This window comes from Flavobacterium sp. Leaf82, from assembly GCF_001422725.1.
Lineage (GTDB): Bacteria > Bacteroidota > Bacteroidia > Flavobacteriales > Flavobacteriaceae > Flavobacterium.
Genome location: NZ_LMMA01000011.1, coordinates 1 through 18,712 on the forward strand (window position 1 = coordinate 1; position 18,712 = coordinate 18,712).

Here is an 18,712-nt window from a genome sequence, read left to right on the forward strand (position 1 = left end):
AAAACGGAGGTGCTCACTTTGCACCGGAATTAGGTGGTCATTTTGAACTGGAATCAGGTGCTCACTTTAAAACGGAATGGGGTGATCAATATAACCGGAATTTGCACTTTAGGTATTGACAGAAGAGAATATCAAAGATGGAAAAAACAGCCTTTAAATGAGACGCAAAAAAGGAAAATATTAATACAAAAAGAAATAACTAGAGTATTCTATCATTTTAAAAGATGTTACGGAAGTGCAAGAATTGCAGTAGACCTTCAAAATTCAGGATATAAGATAACTGGTAGAACAGTAAGAAAATACATGAGTGAATTAGGTTTATCTACTATTGTAAAGAAGAATTAAGATTTTACACCATTTCAAATATAAAACTATTAATTATAATCATTATGCCAATATTAGACTGTGGGTAATCCTTAAAATATCAGTTTTTTTAGTACGTTTATATAATAATTATCTTATTAAAATATCGTTTTTTTTCTGAATAATTTTAGCCGTAGAATAATTTATAAATAGGTACGATACGATTACTTTTTTTTAAATGTAGTTTCTTTTTCCCTATGGCGATCTCTAGCTTTCGTGTTAACAACGTCCAAACGGAATATTTCTTTTATATTAATTTGTAATTTTTTGTTTAATTAAAATTCCTTTGTTAAAATACATAGTTCCAAATTAAATGGGTAACATTCTTATGAGATTTACGATATATCATTAACATCTTGACAAAAACTCTTAATACGATTTACAAGGTCGTTTAGACATAGTTTTCCTTTCATATAAATAATACCGACGATTTAAAAAATGATTTACACTATATGTACGCTAACACACAAAATATTTACCTGTATTTAATATAAGTTTACAAGTCATTTCATAAATGATGACTTCAATTTGCTATATTTGAAAAGCTTAAAACTAAAATAGTAAGAAATTGACTACAATGTAAAACTGCAAAAAACAAATTATAGAGATGATAGATTTGGCTCGCTAATTAATTCACAAAAAATTAAAAATTATTTATGCAATCACAGTTTGAATTATCTAATAAAATATTAAAAATACTTACACAAAATCATGATAAAACATTTACATTGGAAGAGTTAACTGCTATTGTTATTAATAATTCATCTGAGCGTTTAAATAATACACCACGAAAAAGGGAAAATCAAGCTAGAATTTTAGACACAATTATAGTGTTAGAAAGTGAAGGATTAATTTTTCTAAATTCATTTACTGATGAAAGTCAAATAAATACAAGAAAATATTTAAAAATTGTGTAAGTAAATTCTTTAATGCGAGTTATTTACTATATCTTTGGTAATGTGTTGATTGCATTTTAACAGAAACGTAATTTACATGATTTATATGCCTGTGTAAATTAACACATAAAATAAGCCTTTAAGATTCATCCATAACATCATGGCTACAATTTTTGAAAGCAATGAAAAGAGCAAGTTTTAATACTTGCTCTTTTTTATTTAATTAAGGCGGAAAGAAATATTTAAATAAATTGCAATACTATTATATTTTATGAAGTGTATTACATATACCTTCAATTTTGCTATAAAAGTTAAGTTTTTTTTAGAAATATTTCAACTTTAAAGTTTTGTGGCAGAATCATTGCAAGCGGCGTTTGGAGTGGATACCTTTTTGAAACAAAAAACTACAGCAGTTTTTATTTGAATTTCTAGGAAGAATGAAGTAAAAATACAGGACAAAACAATCAATTTCATAAAAAATCACTTAAATTTACAGCATAAAGAAAAATAGTAAAAAAATAAACACTTAAACCGTTAAAATACAACAACTTAACAGTTAAAATTTTGTATTTTTATTTTCATGGCAACATCGTGGCAACATAGGTTAAAAAAATAAATAAATGCAGTGAATACAAAGGTTTCGAGCTTTAGGTTCGAATCCTGCTCTCCCCACAAAAAGTCCTAATGAAAATTAGGACTTTTTTTATGCTTAAAAAACTCGTGAAAAAATATAGTAAAAACTGCAAATCCCAGGATTCGCAGTTTTTTTCTTTTATACTGCTTTTCATTTTTTTTTAAACCGAACAAATTCTCTGTGGCAAAATCGTAGCAGAAGATCTTGTGCAAAAAAGAAACTTAGCAAAATTAAGTTCTGCCGAATGTAGGTTCGAAACTGTATTATGCTGGTCTTTCTACTTTTATTCAATCGATTTTCCGCAATTACCATTAAATCTGAAAAATTATACTTTTCAACATTTTTTCAATAATAAAACCTACATAATTATCTGGTAGCTATTTTATAAATGCAAATCATAATTCTGTAAAAAAAATCGTGACTATCCTCTTTAAATTTGATAAAGGACAATGCATAAAGGTTAGAGAAGGGTAAAATGCCGACAAACGCGGAAATACCAGCAGTCTTTTCACGACCACTCCTTTAAAAAAAAATAGTAAAATGTAATCTAAAAAAATAAAATCATGAATTCAGATACACACGAAAATAACGGTCAGGATGACAAGAATTTTCAAAAAGCAGACAAAGGGAATCAGGGACAGCATAAAGCTTCCTCTCCTGCAGGCCATCCCATTACAGATAATGCCGAGCCCGATTACGGAGATGATCTAAGCACCGATGAGATTGGCAACCCATATGATTCAGAGAACCTTGACAATGAATCGGACAGTGAGTCCAAAGATATCACCGAGAAGGAAATTGAAAAGGATCTTATACATAATGATCCTTCTGAAGGGTTTGAAACTGACATTGATACTTCTGGGAGCGATGAGGCTGAAAGCGATACCTTTAAAACCATTGAACCGGATCAGGACAACCCCGTGAGCAGGGAATTCGAAATTGGACAGCTTGGCAGTGAGGAGCTTCGAGAAGATGAATGCACCCGTGATGAAACAAATGGCGCTGCGCCCGGTAGCTATAAACCTTCCCAGCGAAAATTTTAATGCATTCAGATTTAATACCGCTTCCAAGGTGACACACTGGAGGGAATTATCTGAAAATAACACAATTAAACAGCAGCAGGCTGTAATTTAATCGACCGCTTATTTTCTATCGGAATAGTTGATAGTCATTTTATAAATTTTATAGCAAAAAACTATTTAAAAGCAGGAAAGCCAGCTTTGAGACTTTCCATACCCAAAAGCTGGAAAGCTGAGACGCCAGAAATGTCAGCAACTATACAGCGATTCACCAGCTATGACGGAAAAGGGAATGAGAAAATCCTAGTCGTAATTCATGATCTGTCTGAAGAACAGCAGAACCTTGTACTTAACGAGAAGTCTTTCGCTGAAATGATACCTCCTCAAAGCAGTCTTATACGCACAGAGGCGATAGCGTTAGATGGTTTGCCTGGAATAATGGTTGAAGTGGAAGAAATTTTACATTTATCAAATATTAAGAAAAAAATACGTATGCTACAGTTTATGTTAGCCCACAACAATAAACTATACTGTGTACAGGGAAGTATTGGTCCTGCTGAACTAAATCAGGATCTCGATCATCATATAAAAAATATGAACCTTTATTCCGGCTTATTGCTGCCGGAACACGCATAGTTAAGTAATTAAAGACTTTAGTTTATCGTTTAATCTGAAAAATAGCTTTATGATAACTTAAAAAAAACTAACCATATAACCATGAAAAGTTATATGCAAGTAAAGAAAGCATGATGATCATAATTAATCCTAAATTACTTAATTAAGGATTCCGAAATTTTTTAAGTAAATGACGAAGCATATTTTAACCGCAATCCTAATTTTTTACTTCTGAATTAATAACAAAAAAAAAAAACATATCCTAAAACAACACTTTTAAATTATATAAATTCAGCGCAAAATTCTATAATTACGAATGCAGTTGGCTAATGTAATTTTGATTAAGAAATAAAACCTATAAATCTTATAATAAATTAATCATGAATTCAAACACAGCTACTAATAACATATTTAACTCAGTTGAAAGATTTAATATTTCATCTGATACGAATTTTAGAAATATAGAATCTTATTCTGACAAACAACAATTTACTACATTAAACGACTTATATTACAAAAATGAAGATGAACCTGATTTTGACTGTGAGTTTTTAACTAATGCGTAAGACTTTACTGAACAAGAAAATATAGATGAATTACAATCTGAGGATAATTTCATCGCTATTTATAGGGATAATCAGGAATGCAGATATCTATTACCTCTTATCCTGAGTCAAGTTACTTTTAAGCATCTAATATTAATTAGAAATAATCAATCGGTTTACATCCTTTACTAAATGGAATTAATCTTTTTGGTTAAGTTTAAAATAGGACAAAAAATTTGTAACTACATTCATCAATTATTTCTGAATCATTGCAAATTTAACATTACTACATAAACTGGATTTTATGTAGGGATATCTTCGGTATTACAAGGAAAATAAATAGTAATACATGTCCCCTGTCCCAATTTTCCTTCAGCGGTAATTGTTCCGCCTAATGTCTGCATTATTTTTTTACACAATGCCAGCCCAATTCCTGATCCGCTATATTCCTGCTGAGTATGAAGACGTGTAAAAACTTTAAAAATAGATCCTGCGTACTTTTGATCAAATCCAATTCCATTATCCGAAAATTTAACCCAGTTAAAATATACATCAGCCTGATTGTTTATAATTACTGGTTCCTTAGAGGCTGTAATTATTATTACAGGTGATCGGTCCGGTGAAGCATATTTTAAGGAATTTAGAATAATATTTGAGAATAACTGCTTCATCAAAAACGCTATAGCCTTAACTTCTGGAAGTTTTTCACATTCAATTATCGCACTACTTTCTGAAATTACTTCTGTGAACTCCTCGATTGTTCCTTCAAAAATTTGATTAAGATCTATTTGTTCAGCAGCTTCTCCAGTGTTTTTAATACGGGTATATTTCAAAATATCCTGCAGAAGTTCACGCATTCTTGCAGCAGATTTTGAGACGCGTTCCAGCGAATCAAAATCGGGGTCTTCAGGGTTACTGCTTTTTTCCGTAAGGAGCTTAGAAGTAATCATCTGTATTTTTCTTAAAGGCTCCTGAAGATCATGCGTACTAATCCAGTTTATATTTTCCAATTCAGAATTGGTTTCCCTTAAAATTTCGCTTTGCAACCTGTATTTTTCTTCTTCCTCGCTCAGCAAAATCATCATCAAGTTGTTATGAAGTGATGTGCATATTTTGCAGCTGCGTTGATTTCATATTGCTTCCAAATACTGCTTTGCCCTTTAACGATCTGTTTCCAGATATTAAATGAATTTCTTGGATGAAGACCTCCTTTATCTTTAACAATGCTTTTTTCCGGATCACCTGCCCAGCTAATTTCTGAGACGGTTTCTGGTCTATACCACATTATATGATTGGAATTGCCAAGAGAATGATAAACTACTCCAGCAAAATTGGAACAACTTTCTAATTTAGGAAAATCATCACTTATTTTTCTCGTCGTATACGACTCATAGAATTTCCTTTTCTCTACCTGTTCCACAAAAGCTTCGATCTGATGATCTTCTGGGGTTAAACCATTTTTATAAATTTTATTTCTAAACAATATTGAAACTCCTCCAGAATTACAGAGAGTTAATAACTCTGGCATTTTGATTATCGTATTCAACGAATCTTCTGCAAGTGGAAGATCAAGAGCTGTTAAATGCTCTAATGCATCAATTGACTTCTTAGCATCGATATTTTCATCGTTTGATTCCCGAATATCAATTTGCGAGGTGATAAACTGACCCTGAAGTTTTGCAGCGAGGCGTACTTCTGGTGAAATATTCTTTTCTGAATAATGATGACAGGCAATTAGCCCCCATAAACGGTCGTGATGAATAAGCGAAATAGTGAGCGTTGCACCCACACCCATATTTTTGAGATATTGCACGTGGATAGGTGATGTACTTCTTAAAATCGAAAGACTTAAATCAAGGTTTTTATCTTCCTTATTATCAATAGTAAATATTGGAACGGGTTCATAATTAATATCGACAATGAGCCTAAGCAGATTCTTGATGTACAATTCCCTTGCCTGCACTGGAATATCGGTATGGGGATAATGCAATCCTAGAAATGGCTCCAGATCTTTCCGACAGCTTTCAGCATAAACCTCACCATTATACTGCTCATCAAAGCGATATATCATTACACGGTCATATCCTGTTATTTCCCTTGTACCTTCTGCTACAAGCGCACATAGATCTTTTAGTGATTTTGTATTATTCATTTGTGTTACAAACTGAATAGTCTGGGTATAAATGTCTGCCAAAATCTGCTTATCAAACTGAGCTTCAGCCTCTAAAACATAAATACCATCACTCTTATGAATATTGACCTGAAATTTTTTGTTTAACAATTCTATTTCCAGTGGAAATACATCTTGAAAGGTATCTGAATTTATATAATTAAAAATCCGTTCTTGTGCCTTGCTACCAAAAATAGTTTCAAATTTATTCCCTAATACCTGTATATGAGTTACATCAATGAAAGATGAAATATTACTGGTACAGTAGTCGATTATCCAATCAGTAGTAAGTCCCATTAAAAAACCATGAGGTTGAATCTTTCCGGGAATATGTATGGGTTCTTGATCGCAGTTGGTTAATGTAACCAGATCACGGTTAACTATATCTTTAATCTTCATTAAGTACGTAAATTTAGAAGGTACACTACATATATAAACTTGACCTGTAGTGTTTTATAATAAGTACAATAGTATCATTATAATGTATTCAAAATGATTTGTTATGTATCTATGTAAATGTATAAATGTTTTCGGGCAAGTTGGCGTGCATGCTTTCCAGTGTACTTTTCAAATTGGTCTGTACTCCAACGCAAAGCTGCTGCATTATCAGTTTTAATGCACCAAAGTCAGAAGGCTTAACAATATATGCTTGTGCACCTAAAGAATGTGCTTCATCTATACCTTTCGGACCATTAGAAGTTGCCATCATAATGACAGGTACATTTCCAAACTTCAAATCAAGTTTAATAAGTTTCAATAGTTCCCAACCGTCCATTTTCGGCATTCCGGCATCTAATAAAATTAAATCCGGAAGTGCATCCAATTCAGAAAGTAAATTCAGGGCTGCATCACCGCTATTAACAAATTTAACTGCAAAAGTTTCTTCTGTTCCCTTCATTGCCCACTTAAAGAATTCTGCATCGTCACAATCATCATCAACCAGTAAAATAATTTTTCTATTCATGTATATTAATATAAATATTACAGCAATATTCTTTGAGCTGCAATGACACAAGTAAAATTAACTATACATTCTCTCTAAAGCAAGAGAAAACAAAAGTTTATTCCTTTTATCCACTCTGAATAATACATTTTCTTTCTTGTATATAATTACCTAAGTAAGACGTGAATTCGGAATTTAAATTCAATAATTTTTTTGCTTTATACAATCCAGCTTTTCAGACTACAAGATAATTATAGAACCAAAAGTTAATTTGTCCGCAAGAAATCATCGCCACTGTTAATTAAGCAATTAAGAAGTAAGATTATATAACTATACTTATTAGGGTTTAGTATAATTTTATGTTGTATAAAAAACTCGATAGAGTAAACGCAATTTGTTTTTGTCAATTTTCTAGACAACAAAACAGAATATTTAACGCAGGTACTTACAACATAAATATTTAAAAATCAGTGCACACAGAACAAACATTTTTTTTTTACAACAACTTCCTTTGCGTAATTCAAACCAATAACTGTAATTAAGAATTGAAAATAAATAAATTTAAGAAAATGGAAAATACACATATACTTAGTAACCGTCTAAAAGGAAAACTTGTTGTTATTACAGGGGCTAGTAGCGGTGTTGGCCGTGCAGCTGTAGAGGCTTTTGCAAAAGAAGGATGCAATATCGTTGCAGTAGCAAGAGGAAAAAAAGGTATAGATAATGTAGTAGATTATTGCAAAGAATTAGGCATTCAGGCCATTGGTGTTTGTGCCGATGTGTCGATTGCTGAAGATGTAGAGAATATAGTTGAAAAGGCTTTGGAAATGAATGGAAAAATCGATATTTGGGTGAATAACGCCGGAGTGATGGCCAGTGGCAAATTTGAAGAAATTCCAATGGAAATTCACCAACAGGTAATAAAAACCAATTTATTTGGATACATGCATGGAGCTTACAACGCCATCAAAATCTTTAAGATGCAAAATCATGGTATATTAATCAATAATGTTTCTATAGGCGGATATATGCCGGCTCCCTACAGTGCTGTGTACTCCGGTACCAAACACGGAATTAGAGGAATGATGGAATGCCTGCAGGGAGAAATATCAAACCATAAAAATATCCATATTTGTAATTTGTATCCTCAATTACAAAATTCAACAGGCAATCTTCATTCGGCTAAGTATTCTGGTTTTGATATGACAATTCCATTTATTGCCTCTGATCCACTTGATACCGCCGCTGTAATGGTTAAAATGGCATTGCATCCAAAAAAAGACGTGTTTCCAGATTTCAGATCTACAGTACTTACTAACACTTACAGATTATTCCCTAAACTTTTAATAAATGCCGCATCTGCGGCTGTCCGAATGAAAATGAAAGGTAATAAGTTTAAGAATGATGATAGTGGAAATGTTTTAACAAACTCGAAAGAACCTCTAAGAATACACGGTAAAATACCTGTAAAAAGATCTAACAATTTCAATTTAGCAGTAATTGCCGGACTAGCTTTTGGGACAGCCTTTATACTGGCGGCAAAAAAGAATTAACGTTTTGGAGTAGATATGTTTTTGATACAAAAAAACTAAGGCGGTTTTTATTTGAATTTCTAGACAGATTGAATTAAAAATAAAGGACAAAACAATCAATATCACTTTGAGAAGTTTTACGAACTACGTTTTTGCTATTACTAAAATCTCTGTGAATTTTCCAGTAGCGTCTTCTTTATAATTATGCCCTTTTTATATCAAAGCGCAACCTATATGATAATAGTGTTGCGCTTTTCTTATATTTAAAACAATTTAAAAAGAGTTTATTTCTATTCTGCATTTTTATACAAATCTGCCTTTTAAAATGTTAATTGAAATCATTCAACTAATTATACGAAAATCCTATTCGATGCTAATTTGAATTTTATTAAAATTATTTTTTATTTTCTAAAAAGTTAAAAGTATTATTAACTGCCTTTAATTCATTACCAAAAAATTCAATATCAATAATAGCTGCTTTTCTTGGTGAAACAGCACTTTCATTAAAATGAGTATGTAAAACATAATGCATTTTATTTTCCTTATCCCAAAAAACATCACCGTGGCCAATTCCGTTTTGTTTGGTATTTTTTCTACTGATAATTGGACTATCTGTTGCCTTTTTCCAAGGTCCAAGCGCACTTTTACTAGTTGCATAACCTACAGCATAATCAATATTTCTAAAATCGTTTGCCGAATAAATCATATAATACAAACCGTTATGTTTTAAAACCGTTGGTCCTTCTGTAACTTGCCACGAAACATTTTGCGTATTCTCCCAAGGCAAAGTTCCGGAAATACATTCTGTTAAAGTCTCTAATTTTATGCTTTGAAGATCGTCATTGATTTCTGCCACAAAAATTCGGTTTCCGTTTGTTAATCGAACATGATATAAATATTTTTTACCATCATCATCAATAAAAACAAATGGATCAATCTGGTTTCCTGTTTTAATAATGGGTACTTTTGACTCACTTTTAAAAGGTCCAAGCGGACTGTCACTGGTTGCTACAGCAATATTTTCATTTGCGGTATAAATCATATAAAATTTATTTTTATACGACATAATTTGCGGTGCCCAAAAACCTTTGTCTCCAAAAGCATCTCCTTTTTTCAAAGCCAAACCATTCTGTACACCATTTGGTCCTTTCCAGTCTTTTAAATCGGTCGAGGTATAAACCTGAAAACCTTCCCCATTGGGAATATCTCCTGTTGTGGTTCCGTACAAATAATACATTTCGTTATGGTAAAAAATGGTAGGATCTGCCAATAAAATTGTACTGGTTTTGACTTCTTTGGGTTTCTCTGTGTTTTTTTCCTGCGAACAGGCTGCAAAAACGCAAAGTGATGTTATTAAAGTTAGTATTTTTTTCATTTTATTTTATAGGTTTTATTCTGTCATCCTGAGGAACCAAGGATCACACAAGAGATTCCGCACAGTAATTCTCCAATCTTGTCGAGTTTCTATTGTTATCCTTGGTTCCTCATGATGACAAAACAATCTCGAATTTTTCATTTCACATCTCACAAATAATCTATTTTACAGAAAAATGATAATAAGAAACCGTATGATACTTCTGCCCTGGCTTTAAAACAATTGGCGCAAATTTTGGCTGGTTTGGTGCATCTGGAAAATGTTGTGTTTCTAATGCAAAAGCAGTTCTAGAATCATCTTTTGAGCCACCTTTAAAAGTGTTTTTCGATTGCATAAAATTACCGCTGTAAAACTGTAATCCCGGTTCCTGTGTAAAAATGTCCAGCATGATTCCGGACTTATCTCCTGAAATTGTCGCCGCATGATTGAGTCCGTTTTTCTTTGTACCGTTTAAGGCATAATTATGATCGTAACCTTTTCCAAATTTCAACTGCTCGTCTTTAGTTTCGATTCTTTCACCAATAGTATGTTTTGAAGTAAAATCAAAAGGCGTGTTTTTTACTGCTTTTAATTCTCCACTCGGAATCAAACCTTCGTCAACCGGTGTAAATTCATTGGCATAAATCTGTAATTCATGATTTAAAATAGTACCGCTTCCTTCCCCATTCAAATTAAAAAAAGCATGATTAGTTAAGTTTATCAAAGTTATTTTGTCTGTTGTGGCTTCGTATTCCATTTTTACTGAATTATCGTCTGTAATTGTATAAGTAACTTTTACAGACAAATTTCCAGGAAAACCCTGCTCGCCATCTGGCGAAACATAGTTAAAAACCAAAGTATTTTCATTTGTTTTTTCAGCATCCCAAACCACATCCTGAAAACCTTTTACACCGCCATGCAAAGCATTTTTCCCATTGTTTAACGGAACTTGATATTGTTTTGCTTCTAATGTAAATTTTCCATTTGCAATTCGGTTTCCAACTCTTCCAATTGTAGCTCCAAAATAAGGTTCTGTTGAATTTTTAAAACCTTTTGCACTATTCATTCCGACTACTACATCTGTTGATTTTCCGTTTTTATCCTTAACCCAAAGTCCAATCAATCTTCCTCCGTAATTGGTAAAAGCAGCTTTAATTCCTTTATTTTCTATCCAATACAAACTGACTTTTTTATTGTCAATTATGGTGTCAAAATTTTTAATTTCCAGCACTTTCTCAACTGAATCCGTTTTTATCTCTGAAACCTCTTTTGATACATTTTCTTTTTTATTGTTTTTACAATTGAATTGAAAAAGTGCCAGTAAAACAACCGCAGCTATTTGAATATTTTTCATTTTTATGTCATTGCGAGGAACGAAGCAATCTCATCCTCTGATTAATACTTCTAAGTTCTATTTTGAAGGAATTGCCAATCTCGTCTCCTCACTTAAAGGCTCACCTAAAACCGGAAATCCGTTTGCATCCCAATTAATTTTTTGCATTCTTGGTGCTCTTTTATTTCCGCAGCCTTCCCCCGGATTTGAATTGGCGTGGTATAAAATCCAGTCTTCTTTTCCATCAGGTGATTTAAAGAAAGAATTATGTCCCGGTGCATAAACCTTATTTGCTTCTGATTGTTTGAAAATGGGGGCAACAGATTTTTTCCATGCCGATGCCTCTAATAAACTATCTCCTCCGTTAAAAGATAATAATCCTAACGAATAGAAGTCTGTCCAGCAACCACTTGCCGAAAACACGATAAATATTTTTCCATTTCTTTCTATAAACTGCGGGCCTTCATTTACATTTACTTGAGCCGGATTTACATCATCATTTAATGCACCATGCGTTTCCCAATCGTTTTTTGGTGCCGAAATCATTACGCGTTCTCCGTCAATTTCAAGTGGATTTTTCATTTTTGCTATATAAATATTTTGCTGACCATTTGTATCGCCTTCCCAACCGGCCCAAATCATATAAAGTTGTTTTTTATATTCAAAAACATTTCCGTCAATAGCCCATTTATCTGTTTTGGCAGCAATTTTTCCTTTAAATTCAAAATTCCCTTTAAAAGGATCTGAAGATTTATTTTCTAAAACATACATTCTGTGCGTGTTGTTGTCGCCATTATCTGCAGCAAAATAACAATACCATTTTCCGTTTATAATATGAAATTCCGGCGCCCAGATCTCGGCAGAATAATTAGTGTTTTGTGGTGGAGTCCAAATCACTTTGCTTTCGGCATTTTTAATATCTGATAAATCTTTTGTTTTCCATAAAACCAATTTATTTCCAAGTGTATGGGTGTAATAATAATATCCGTTGAAATATGTACTGTAAGGGTCTGCGCCCGAAGGTAAAATAGGATTTGTAAATGTTTTTTGCTGTGAATATCCGGCTGAAATAAGCATCAGTAAAAACAGAATTATGTATTTTTTCATTTTATTTTATTGTTTGTTTGGGCGTTTTTTTAAGCACAAATTGATAAACCCATTTTTCTCATTTAGACGAAGGAGAAATCGCAATAGAAACTCCGCGCAAATAATCTTCAATCTTTGTCGAATCCCGAGTGAGATTTCTCCTTCGTAGAAATGACAAACTAGAACTTTTATCTACTTATCCAAAGCATTTATAACTTCAGTATTGATCTTATTTATGGCTTTAAAATCCATTTTATCTACTTTTCTGTCGTAGGTGATGAAACCATTTACTTCGCCTTCAACATCAGTTGTTTGCGTATAAACTGCTGCCGAAAATCCTGTTTTGACATAATTTTTCAGAATTTGGGCATATTTAATATACTCCGCTGTAACCTCAGCTTCATTTTTAAATTTAACGTAACCCCAATTGTCGTTTGCTCTCCATAAATGTCCCTCTAACGGAAGTCCGATACCGCCATATTCACCCAAAACCGTAACTCTTCTGGCGTCATACAAATACATTTCCGGTCCTGGATAATTGTGTAAATCCAAAATATCTCCTGTTTGAAAATGATTTCCCCCGCTTGATGAATTTGTTAATCGGCTTGGGTCGTGATTTTTGGTCCATTCTGTAATTTCAACCGTTTTAAATTGTCCCCAGGCTTCATTAAACGGAACCCAAACTACAATACTTGGATACGAATACAAATGATCCATTATTTCTTTCCACTCCTTTTTGTAGATTTCTTCTGATTTTGCAGAACGCTGTAATTCTGTTCCGGTAAAATATTTTGTGTTTTGCCAAATCGGCTGATCGTCTCCACTTGGCATATCCTGCCAAACCAAAATTCCTAATTGATCGCAATGTGTGTACCAGCGTTCCGGTTCTACTTTTACATGTTTACGAATCATATTAAAACCTAATTCTTTTGTTTTAATGATGTCGTACTTTAAAGCTTCGTCGGTTGGTGCTGTGTATAATCCGTCTGGCCACCAACCTTGATCCAACGGGCCGTACTGAAAATAATTTTTGTTATTTAATTGCATCCTCATGATTCCGTATTCATCTCTTTTTGATGAAATTTTTCTCATGGCAAAATAGCTTTTCACTTCATCAACTACTTTATTTTTGCTGATTAAACGGATTTTTGTCTGATACAAAAACGGATTTTCTGGCGACCATAACTTTGGAGAATTTATAATAATATCATTGCTTTCACCAACAACAGCTTTTTCTTTTGCAATTTCTTTTCCATTATCGAAAACAGAAATTTCGATTAAATCTCCTTTTTCTGCTCCGTTTACATCGGCTTTAATACTGATTGTATTTTGATCGATGTTTGGAGTAGTTTTTACTTCGTTTATATTTTTAGCATTTACAGATTCAATCCAAACCGTCTGCCAGATTCCTGTAACGGGCGTATACCAAATTCCTTCGGGATTTTTAACTTGTTTTCCTCTTGGCTGAGGTCCGTCATTTGATGGATCCCAAACTTTTACGACTAATTTTTGATTTTTTCCTTTTTGAATAAAAGGTGTAATATCAAATGAAAATGGCGTATATCCTCCCGTATGTGAGCCAACTTTTATATCGTTAATAAAAACTTCTGTTTTCCAGTCTACAGCTCCAAAATGCAGCAGAATATTTTTTCCGTTCCAGTTTGATTCAATTGAAAAATTAGTTTCGTACCAAAGTTCCTTTTTTGCTCCAACTTCTTTCATCACGCCAGACAAACTAGATTCGACCGCAAACGGAACCAAAATTTGCCCATCATATTTTGAAGGTGCTGTTTTGCCAAATTCCTGAATGACATAATTCCATAATCCATTCAGATTTTTCCATTGGCCACGTTCCATAATCGGACGGGGATATTCTGGTAATGTTTTATTGGGATCAACCTGTTCAGCCCATTTTGTTTTGATTTTATCACCTTGCGGTTTCCATTGTGCATGAACCAGACAGCTTAAAAAAAGCGCCACCAGAACTATAGTTTTCTTATTCATTCTATATCGTTTTATGCAATAATTCCCTCGATTATTGCTATTTTTTCTTTACTAATAAATTACCAGACCATATCCACATGGCCTGGTAATTTCAAACACTAACTTTACTAACCAAATTTTTATCAGTAAGGTCTAAAAGGTTAGATGTTAGATGGATTACTATATATTTCCGATTAAATAATCCATTCACTATTAACTCAAAAAACAGGACTCTAACACCTAACCGTTTACTTCTCACTTTTTACTTTTTACATCTTTGACGATGCCAAATTTATTGACCAAACTGTCGTATTCCTTTTTAGAAATTGTAACCATGCAGCCATGGCGCACTTTTTCAGGGAAACTGTATTTATCCCAGTCCGAGAAAAAAGTGTAGCCTGAGGCTTGAAACCAAGGTCCGTTTAGATTATCTGCAATTGATAATCCGTATGAAACTCCCGGATATTGTTCATAATACATGTACCATATTTTATCATCCGGAGAAGAGATCAACATTGGCGCTTCTCTAAAGTTTGGACTGATAGATTGCTGGGGCAAAGAATAAGGTCCTAAAAGGGATTTTGATTTCGCAATTCGGATGGTTTTTCCGGTTGTCCAATACAAAGTTGGATAAGTTTCATCTTTAATTACGGCATAATAAGAATCTCCAACTTTACGGATAAAAACATCAATCGTTCCCATATCCCAATCGAATAAACGTTTTGGAGTTCCTTCAAAAGTTTTTAAATCCTTAGACAAAACATACAAAGTTCTCTGACTTGCCCAATACCGTTCGCCGTCATCTTTTGTTCCTTCCAAATGTGGCGTGTGCCATGTCATAATGAACTTTTCAGAATCTTTGTCGTAATATAATTTTGGAGCTCCAATTCGCTGTAAAGCATTAGAATAATCGGGCGTACTTTTTAAATCGGGCGTATAATCTGAATGCTTTTTCCAGGTTATTAAATCATCCGAAACCCAAATGTTGATACTTTTTGCGTCGTCTCCTGTATTTCCTGCGATGTAGTATTTTCCGTCCGGTCCTTTACAGATATCGGGATGTCCTTTGTAGTCTTCAAAAACCCGTTTTCCGTTGTTGAGGTTTTCCCAATGCAAACCGTCAAGACTTACAGAATAATATAATCTGCCGTAATCGTTATGCGTCATGTGCGCAAAAAGATAGGCTTCGTTTTTAGGTTTTACATTGCCCTTAACTTGTCCCGGCGGATCTGGCTGTTGCGCTTTCGCAGAAATTCCAGCCAGAATTATCAGCAGAAAAAAGAGCTGTTTTATTGTGTATTTTTTCATTGCTTTCAAGTTTTATTTATTGCCCACGGATTTTACGGATTCAACGGATTCTCACAGATTTTTTTTTAATGTTACGCTGCAAAATGATCCGCGAAAATCCGTTTAACCTGTTTAATCTGTGGCTAATAAAAATTATCTAATTGACACATTATCTAATTATCTAATTCTTCTTATTCGCCTCAGAAGTCATTTTTTTAATCAAATCTGTTTCGGCTTTTATGTACGGCGTTCCATCGTTTTTAAGTACTTCGTGAAACCATAATTTTGGCTCTGAATTGTATGTTTTAATCCAGCTGTCCCAAGCATATTTGGTTTGCGTTTTTCCGTCAACAAATCCCCAATTGATCATGCCAACATTGTATTTTCTGGCAATTGGTAAAAAGCCTTCAAATGTGCTTCCGTTTGGTCTTGCCATATATTCTGTACACAATAAAGGTTTTCCGTAACGTTGCAATTGTTTGATTACTTTTTCGAAATCTGCAGGCGTATTATAATTGTGGAAAGAAACAATGTCTGATTGTTCAATCTGTAGTTTGTGCATTGGCTGCATTTTGGCTTCGTTGCTCCAGTCTCCAACCCAAACGCCAGAAGTTAATGGCTGTGAAGGATTGCTTTCTCTTGCCCAGGTAAAAACATCTTTTAAAAGCGGCAAAATCAAATCGACTTTGTTTTTGATTTCGATTTTTTCGTAAGATGGTCCCGTCATATTATCCGGTTCGTTCCAGACATCCCAACCCAAAATACGGTTGTCATCTTTAAAATGAGCAACTGTTTCTTCTACATATTTCTCTAAACGAGGATATTGTGTTTTATCCTGAAGCACTTTTTGTCCCGGTCCCTGCACCCAGCCTGAATTGTGTGTATGCGGTTTTGGAGCGCGTTGTTTTCCCAAAGCAGGAAACGGATCCCAGCAGGAATCAAATAAAACAAAAAGGGTTTTGATATGATGTTTATCTGCTATTGCTAAAAACTGATCCATACGTTTGTAAAATCCTTCTGCATCTTGTTGGTGCAGTAAATCATGCAGGTAAACCCGCATTACATTCATGCCAATATTTTCTGCCCAGCCCAATTCCTGATCGATTCTTTTTGGATCAAATGTATCTTCCTGCCACATCTCTAATTGGTTTATAGCTGTGCTGGGATAATAATTTGCGCCTACAAGCCAGGGTTGTTCTGCGTACCATTTATTGGCCTGATCTTTTGTCCAGATTTCTCTTTTTTCGGTTACAGTAGTTTCATTTTTATTTTCTTCAGTAGTACTTTTTTTGTTGTTGCAGCTTAGCAATACTAATCCTGCCAACATAAATGTCAGACACAATTTTACTTTTCTCATTATAAATTTTGTTTTTTTGAATAAGGGAATCAGATTCAGCAAATCTGATTCCCTTTAAAATGTTTTAATATTGTGGGTTTTGATCTAAGTTTGGATTATTATCTACATCACTTTGCGGAATTGGCATTCTATTATTTTTACCTACTGTGAAGTTTTTAAAATCCGGATCACGAATTGCGATTTTATCAACAGAAGCCTGAGAATCCAGATCTCCCCAACGTTTTAAATCTTCCCAGCGAACACTTTCTCCGGCCAATTCTAAAACTCTTTCTGTTTTTAATCTTTCTAAAAATTTATCATGATCATTACCTATTTCAGGATGAGCCACTGCTAAAGTATTCATGTTTACACGTGCTCGTACTAAATCAACATATTGATAAGCGGCAGCTGTATTTCCTGTTTCGTTCAATACTTCGGCGTATCGCAGTAAAATGTCAGCGTAACGAACCAATCTGTAATTGACCTGATTGTAATAATCTTCGTTGTTTCTGTAATAATCACGGCTTCCTTTTCTAAACCAGGCTTCGTCATTACCCCATTCCCAGTTTTTTCCATATGTTTTATCGCCAAAATCTGCTAATAAAGTCGGATAATATAAAGTCCATCTTAAACGATCATCTAGATTTCCACTTTTGTTTTTTTCCTGTTTAAAAGCATTTACCAACCAAAAACGCGCTTGTCCGTCAGACCATCCAATGCCTCTTGGCGCAAAAAATTGATTACGATTACTAGAAACCGCAGCATTTTGATCTTCTCCCGTTCCTCCTTTTCTTTGATCTCCAAACTGAATTTCAAAAACCGATTCGCTGTTGTTTTCGTGTATATCAGTAAAATTGTCTCTGTAATTTGAAGCTAAACTGTATTTTGCCCCGGAACCTGTAATTAAGTATTCAAGAGCGGTTTTTGCCTCAGCCCATTTGTGTTGCTGCATGTACACTTTAGCCAGAAAAGCTTTTGCTGCACCTTTATCAGGTCTGCCTGCCTGGTCACTTGCCCATGTTGCCGGCAAATCGGCGTAAGCCTCATTTAAATCTTTTTCGACCTGTGCCCAAACTTCGGTCACATTTTTTTGCTGAGGTAAATCTGCTGGCGTAGACGGGTCTAAAACCAATGGGATATTTTCCCAAATAACTGCTGCATAATAGTAATGCAAGGCTCTAAAAAATTTAGCCTGCGCTATAATTTGCTTTTTATCATCTTCGTTTTGAAAAGTAATATTTGGAACATTTGCCAAAACCTGATTACATCTAAATACGGCTTTATAGGTATCTCTCCATGTTACTGCATTTCCTTCCCAGAAATTATAATTGATATAATTAAATCTCGTCCAGTCTGCTAATTCTGTCCACGGGCTATTACTAAATCCTTCATCAGAAGTTAAATCCAGACGGAAATAAATCCATCTTGCCCATAATCCATCTTTATAAAACATGGCGTAAATTGAATTAACACCAGCTTGTGCATCACTTTCCGTTTTCCAATATTGATCTACTGTGATATCATTTGGGCTGTTCAGATCTAAATCATTTTCACAAGATGATGCAAAAAAGAGACCTAGAAAAACTACGGTTGTTAGTATTATTTTTTTCATTATC

General features: G+C 33.8%; 16 protein-coding genes. 6 read left to right on the forward strand and 10 right to left on the reverse strand.

Annotated features, from left to right (window positions below; translation table 11 throughout):
* Window positions 1-81 precede the first annotated feature (81 nt).
* From ASF10_RS08415 to ASF10_RS08435, 5 genes are all read left to right on the forward strand, one after another.
* A complete protein-coding gene (locus ASF10_RS08415) occupies window positions 82-345 on the forward strand; it encodes an IS3 family transposase (RefSeq protein WP_157849056.1) in 264 nt (87 codons plus the stop codon).
* 674 nt (window positions 346-1,019) lie between these two features.
* The gene (locus ASF10_RS08420; protein WP_056247633.1) at window positions 1,020-1,280 is read left to right on the forward strand and encodes a hypothetical protein; all 261 of its coding nucleotides are present in this window, start codon (window positions 1,020-1,022) and stop codon (window positions 1,278-1,280) included.
* 1,176 nt (window positions 1,281-2,456) lie between these two features.
* Window positions 2,457-2,936, forward strand: a complete 480-nt coding sequence (locus tag ASF10_RS08425; protein ID WP_056247635.1) for a hypothetical protein — start codon at window positions 2,457-2,459, stop codon at window positions 2,934-2,936.
* A gap of 222 nt (window positions 2,937-3,158) precedes the next feature.
* On the forward strand, window positions 3,159-3,548 hold the full coding sequence (locus ASF10_RS08430; protein WP_131726521.1) for a hypothetical protein: 390 nt from the start codon (window positions 3,159-3,161) through the stop codon (window positions 3,546-3,548).
* 359 nt (window positions 3,549-3,907) lie between these two features.
* The gene (locus ASF10_RS08435; protein WP_056247639.1) at window positions 3,908-4,093 is read left to right on the forward strand and encodes a hypothetical protein; all 186 of its coding nucleotides are present in this window, start codon (window positions 3,908-3,910) and stop codon (window positions 4,091-4,093) included.
* A gap of 281 nt (window positions 4,094-4,374) precedes the next feature.
* On the opposite strand, the gene ASF10_RS24505 is transcribed toward ASF10_RS08435, so the two are convergent.
* The 3 genes from ASF10_RS24505 to ASF10_RS08445 form a co-directional block, all read right to left on the reverse strand.
* Window positions 4,375-5,157 (reverse strand): sensor histidine kinase, encoded by a 783-nt coding sequence (locus tag ASF10_RS24505; RefSeq protein ID WP_241774932.1) that lies wholly within the window; start codon window positions 5,155-5,157, stop codon window positions 4,375-4,377.
* Entirely contained in the window at window positions 5,157-6,641 is a 1,485-nt protein-coding gene (locus ASF10_RS08440) for a GAF domain-containing protein (protein WP_241774933.1), read from the reverse strand. Before ASF10_RS08440 ends, ASF10_RS24505 begins: the two co-directional genes overlap by 1 nt.
* A gap of 109 nt (window positions 6,642-6,750) precedes the next feature.
* Window positions 6,751-7,206 (reverse strand): response regulator, encoded by a 456-nt coding sequence (locus ASF10_RS08445; RefSeq protein WP_056247641.1) that lies wholly within the window; start codon window positions 7,204-7,206, stop codon window positions 6,751-6,753.
* Window positions 7,207-7,754: 548 nt separating this feature from the next.
* Between ASF10_RS08445 and ASF10_RS08450 the strand changes: the two genes are divergently transcribed.
* Window positions 7,755-8,738, forward strand: a complete 984-nt coding sequence (locus ASF10_RS08450) for an SDR family NAD(P)-dependent oxidoreductase (RefSeq protein WP_056247642.1) — start codon at window positions 7,755-7,757, stop codon at window positions 8,736-8,738.
* A 373-nt stretch (window positions 8,739-9,111) separates the two neighbouring features.
* Here the strand turns inward: ASF10_RS08450 and ASF10_RS08455 are convergent, their stop codons facing one another.
* The 7 genes from ASF10_RS08455 to ASF10_RS08485 form a co-directional block, all read right to left on the reverse strand.
* On the reverse strand, window positions 9,112-10,092 hold the full coding sequence (locus ASF10_RS08455; RefSeq protein WP_056247644.1) for a glycoside hydrolase family 43 protein: 981 nt from the start codon (window positions 10,090-10,092) through the stop codon (window positions 9,112-9,114).
* Between the two features lie 160 nt (window positions 10,093-10,252).
* Window positions 10,253-11,425 (reverse strand): aldose epimerase family protein, encoded by a 1,173-nt coding sequence (locus tag ASF10_RS08460; RefSeq protein WP_056247646.1) that lies wholly within the window; start codon window positions 11,423-11,425, stop codon window positions 10,253-10,255.
* Window positions 11,426-11,482: 57 nt separating this feature from the next.
* Window positions 11,483-12,511 carry a family 43 glycosylhydrolase gene (locus tag ASF10_RS08465; RefSeq protein ID WP_056247649.1) on the reverse strand — a complete coding sequence of 343 codons (1,029 nt, stop codon included), beginning with the start codon at window positions 12,509-12,511 and terminating at the stop codon, window positions 11,483-11,485.
* Window positions 12,512-12,682: 171 nt separating this feature from the next.
* On the reverse strand, window positions 12,683-14,494 hold the full coding sequence (locus ASF10_RS08470) for a glycoside hydrolase family 2 protein (RefSeq protein ID WP_056247650.1): 1,812 nt from the start codon (window positions 14,492-14,494) through the stop codon (window positions 12,683-12,685).
* Window positions 14,495-14,728: 234 nt separating this feature from the next.
* Complete coding sequence (locus tag ASF10_RS08475) at window positions 14,729-15,781, reverse strand: glycoside hydrolase family 43 protein (RefSeq protein ID WP_056247652.1); 1,053 nt, start codon at window positions 15,779-15,781, stop codon at window positions 14,729-14,731.
* A 160-nt stretch (window positions 15,782-15,941) separates the two neighbouring features.
* Complete coding sequence (locus tag ASF10_RS08480) at window positions 15,942-17,117, reverse strand: cellulase family glycosylhydrolase (protein WP_056247655.1); 1,176 nt, start codon at window positions 17,115-17,117, stop codon at window positions 15,942-15,944.
* Between the two features lie 64 nt (window positions 17,118-17,181).
* Window positions 17,182-18,708 (reverse strand): RagB/SusD family nutrient uptake outer membrane protein, encoded by a 1,527-nt coding sequence (locus tag ASF10_RS08485; RefSeq protein ID WP_056247657.1) that lies wholly within the window; start codon window positions 18,706-18,708, stop codon window positions 17,182-17,184.
* Window positions 18,709-18,712: the final 4 nt, after the last annotated feature.